The sequence below is a fragment of the Dietzia sp. UBA5065 genome, assembly GCA_002415925.1.
Classification (GTDB): Bacteria; Actinomycetota; Actinomycetes; order Mycobacteriales; family Mycobacteriaceae; genus Dietzia.
The window spans coordinates 17,333-21,017 of the sequence record DIAZ01000127.1 but is presented as its reverse complement, the minus strand read 5'-3'; the positions used below and the strand labels follow the sequence as shown (position 1 = coordinate 21,017).

At 70.4% G+C, this 3,685-nt stretch carries 6 protein-coding genes; 5 read left to right on the top strand and 1 reads right to left on the bottom strand.

The genetic code is table 11. The annotated features are described in order from the left end of the window. Positions 1-117: 117 nt before the first annotated feature. Positions 118-516, bottom strand: coding sequence for a hypothetical protein (locus B4M60_RS09965; protein WP_291083039.1), 399 nt, complete (start codon positions 514-516; stop codon positions 118-120). A gap of 369 nt (positions 517-885) precedes the next feature. Here B4M60_RS09965 and infC point away from each other — a divergent pair, with 369 nt between their 5' ends. From infC to B4M60_RS09940, 5 genes are all read left to right on the top strand, one after another. After that, a complete protein-coding gene (gene infC, locus B4M60_RS09960) occupies positions 886-1,470 on the top strand; it encodes a translation initiation factor IF-3 (RefSeq protein WP_291083080.1) in 585 nt (194 codons plus the stop codon). A gap of 103 nt (positions 1,471-1,573) precedes the next feature. Next, positions 1,574-1,768: a 50S ribosomal protein L35 gene (rpmI, locus tag B4M60_RS09955; protein ID WP_291083036.1), complete on the top strand. Its 195-nt coding sequence runs from the start codon at positions 1,574-1,576 to the stop codon at positions 1,766-1,768. Positions 1,769-1,838: 70 nt separating this feature from the next. Continuing rightward, positions 1,839-2,219 (top strand): 50S ribosomal protein L20, encoded by a 381-nt coding sequence (gene rplT, locus B4M60_RS09950; RefSeq protein WP_291083033.1) that lies wholly within the window; start codon positions 1,839-1,841, stop codon positions 2,217-2,219. A 10-nt stretch (positions 2,220-2,229) separates the two neighbouring features. Then, positions 2,230-3,072, top strand: a complete 843-nt coding sequence (locus tag B4M60_RS09945; protein ID WP_291083030.1) for a TrmH family RNA methyltransferase — start codon at positions 2,230-2,232, stop codon at positions 3,070-3,072. Continuing rightward, a partial coding sequence (locus B4M60_RS09940; RefSeq protein WP_291083027.1) for an ATP-binding cassette domain-containing protein occupies positions 3,069-3,685 on the top strand: 617 nt, incomplete at its 3' end. The genes B4M60_RS09945 and B4M60_RS09940, both read left to right, overlap by 4 nt.

Sequence of the window (3,685 nt, the reverse complement as noted above, 5' to 3'; positions counted from 1 at the left end):
GCCAAGAAGACCCCGGCCAAGAAGGCCCCGGCCAAGAAGGCCCCGGCCAAGAAGACCCCGGCGGGCAAGACCGCGGCCTCTGCCGCGCGCAAGGCGCGGGCGTTGCGGTGACCGACGTCAGTAGACGGGGCCGGTGAACTTCTCGCCGGGCCCCTCACCGGGCTCGTCCGGGAACGCGCTGGACTCGCGGAACGCGCGCTGCAGGCCCTGGAGGCCGTCGCGCACCACTCCCGCCTGCGGGCCGAGGTACTCGGCGGACCCGGCCACGAGGCCGGCCAGTGACGTGATGAGCTTGCGGGACTCGTCGAGGTCCAGGTGCGGGCTCTCCGCGGGGTCGTCGTCGGAGAGCCCGAGCTTCTCGGCGGCCGCGCTCATGAGGACGACGATCGAGCGGAAGATGATCTCCTGCGCGGGCACGTCGGCGAGATCCAGGATCTCGACCTCGCGCGCATCGATGTGCTCGTCGGGGGAGGTCTCGGGAGCCTGGTCGGCCGACGAGGGCTGGTCGGTGTTCATGCCGACCACTGTCCCACGGGCCGCGCCTCCCCGGACGCCTGGGCCTGTTTGGGGGTACCGGCAGATCCTGGTACAGTTATCCATCGACTGTGGGAACCCGCTACATAGCGGGTTCCGACGTCCAAGAGGAGCCTGATCTCCCACCATCCGACGCCCGGAGTTGTCACCAACACAGGGCAGTTTGATGGTCACCACCCCCGGCGAGGGGTCTGCGAGTGCATCGCAGGTGATTCGTCGTCGACGGGTGAGGAGTGAGAGGCCCCCGGCGTTGACGCCGTGGGGCCTTCTCGGTTCCACCGGTGTTCCCGGTGGGCCCGGGGTCCCTCGAGGGCGTATGCGCGACCGCGCCAGTGGTCGTGACAGAGCACCATCTACCGAGGAGGGCCCATCAGCGCCGAAGCACGTATCAACGAACGAATCCGTGTCCCCGAAGTCCGACTCGTCGGCCCCGGGGGCGAGCAGGTGGGGATCGTTCGCGTCGAGGATGCACTTCGTCTGGCCCTGGAGGCCGATCTGGACCTCGTCGAGGTCGCGCCCACCGCGCGCCCGCCGGTCTGCAAGATCATGGACTACGGAAAGTTCAAGTACGAGGCGGCGCAGAAAGAGCGCGAGTCGCGGAAGAACCAGCAGCAGACCGTGGTCAAGGAGCAGAAGCTCCGGCCGAAGATCGACACCCATGACTACGAGACCAAGAAGGGGAACGTCGTCCGTTTCCTGGAGAAGGGCTCCAAGGTCAAGGTGACGATCATGTTCCGCGGGCGCGAGCAGTCCCGACCCGAACTCGGGTACCGGTTGCTCCAGCGTCTCGCGGACGACATCACCGACTACGGATACGTCGAGACCAGCGCCAAGCAGGACGGCCGCAACATGACGATGGTCGTGGCCCCCCACAAGGGTGCCAAGACCCGCGTCAAGGCGCAGGAGTCCAAGGTCACCGACCCCGCCTCGGAGTAGTCCCACCGGGAGTACCGCTCCGACCAGACCAGAGGACGCACGCCGTCCGCTCACCCGAGACCTCACCGGTCTCTCGGGACGAACCATGTGAGGAAGACCGATCATGCCGAAGATGAAGACCCACAAGGGCACCGCCAAGCGTTTCCGGAAGACCGGGAGCGGCAAGCTGGTGCGCCAGCAGGCCAACCGCCGCCACATCATGGAGAAGAAGCCCACCAAGCGCACCCGTCGCCTGGACGGCCGCACCGACGTCGCCCCGGCTGACGTCCCCCGCATCAAGCGGCTTCTCGGGCTCTGAGCCCTCTTTACATACGTAGAACCTTCGGTCGCCGTCTACGCGACCATCCAAGATCAGTGAGGATTTTCCAGTGGCACGCGTGAAGAGGGCCGTCAACGCCCAGAAGAAGCGTAGGACCGTACTCGAGTCGACCAAGGGCTACCGGGGACAGCGTTCGCGCCTGTACCGCAAGGCCAAGGAGCAGATGCTCCACTCGATGACCTACAGCTACCGTGACCGTCGCGCCCGCAAGGGTGACTTCCGGAAGCTGTGGATCACCCGCATCAACGCCGCGGCCCGCGCCAACGACATGACCTACAACCGCTTTGTCCAGGGCCTCAAGCTTGCCGAGGTGGAGGTGGACCGCAAGGTCCTCGCCGACCTCGCCGTCACCGACCCGGCCGCCTTCACGGCGCTGGTCGAGGTGGCCCGCGCGGCGCTGCCGGCCGACCTCAACGCCCCGGCTGCCTGACGTCTGCGACTTGACCAATCCAGATAGGCCCGAGGAGGGCACGGGACGACCCGCGGAACCGTTCACCGAACGGACCCCGCGGGTCGTTTCCGCGTCCAAGCTCCACCGCGCCGCGGCCCGGCGCAAGGCGGGCCGGTTCCTGGCGGAGGGGGCCAACTCGGTCGAGGCCGCCCTCACGAGTGGCGCCGCGGCCGAGGTCTTCTGCACCGAGGACGCGCTCGAGCGGTTCGCCGGGCTCGTCGCGTCCGCCTCGGCGGCCGGCGTCACCGTCTCCGTGGTGACCGATCGCGCGGTCCGGTCCCTGTCGGACACAGTCTCGCCCACGGGGATCGTCGCGCTGTGTCGCTCGGTGGTGCGCGACCCGGCGGCGCCCGGCGAGGGGGCACCGCGGCTCGTCGCCGTGGGTCAGGCCCTGGCGGAGCCGGGGAACGTCGGCACGCTCATCCGCGTCTCGGACGCCCTGGGCGCCGACGCGGTGTGGCTCACCGAGGGCGGGGTCGACCCGGAGAACACCAAGGCGGTCCGCGCGTCCGCGGGGAGCCTGTTCCACCTACCGGTCGTGCGGGGGATCGCCGAGGCGGGCCTCGTCTCCCGCGCCCACGCGCTGGGCCTCCAGGTGGCCGTCGCGACCGCCCACGGCGAGGTGGACGTCGAACGCGCCGACGACCTCCTCGCCCGGCCGACCGCCTGGGTCTTCGGCAACGAGGCCCACGGCGTCCCGGCCCCTCTCGTCGACGCCGCCGATCTGCGGGTCCGGATCCCCATCCGGGGTCGCGCGGAGAGCCTGAACATCGTCACCGCGGCCTCGATCTGCCTCCACACCAGCGCCCGGGTGCAGGCGGCCCGGTCATGACCGCCACCCTGACCGCCCGCGGCCTCGGTGCCTCGCGGGGGGCGCGGACCCTGTTCGACGGGCTCGACCTCGTCGTCGCGGCGGGTGACGTCTGGGGCCTCACCGGTCCCAACGGGGCCGGCAAGTCGACGCTCCTCCACGCCCTGTCCGGCCACCCCGACGCCGAGATGTCGGGGGCGGTCACCGTGAGCCCCCCGCAGGCGACGGTCGGCCTCCTCCGCCAGGAGGTGGAGAGGGTCGACGACGAGGTGGTCCGCGACTTCCTGCACCGCGTCACCGGGGTCGCCGACGCGCAGGCGCACATGGACGCGCTCGCGGAGCGGTTGGCCGACTCGGACGCCGCCGCGGAGGCCTACGGCGACGCCCTCGAGAGGTGGCTGGCGCTCGGCGGTGGCGACCTCGACGAACGGATCCCGGTGACCGCCGCACGCCTCGGGCTCGACGGCGCCGTGCTGGACCTGCCGATGTCCGCGCTGTCCGGCGGGCAGGCCGCGCGCGTCAACCTCAGCGCGGTGCTGCTCAGCCAGTACGACGTCCTGCTCCTGGACGAGCCCACCAACGACCTCGACCTGGCCGGGCTGGCCGTCCTGGAGGAGTTCATGCGCACCGAGCG

What these genes read in the sequence shown, in the direction of transcription:
- rpmI (WP_291083036.1), top strand. Translation starts at nt 1,574, where the DNA reads ATGCCGAAGATGAAGACCCACAAGGGCACCGCCAAGCGTTTCCGGAAG.
- B4M60_RS09965 (WP_291083039.1), bottom strand. Translation starts at nt 516, where the DNA reads ATGAACACCGACCAGCCCTCGTCGGCCGACCAGGCTCCCGAGACCTCC.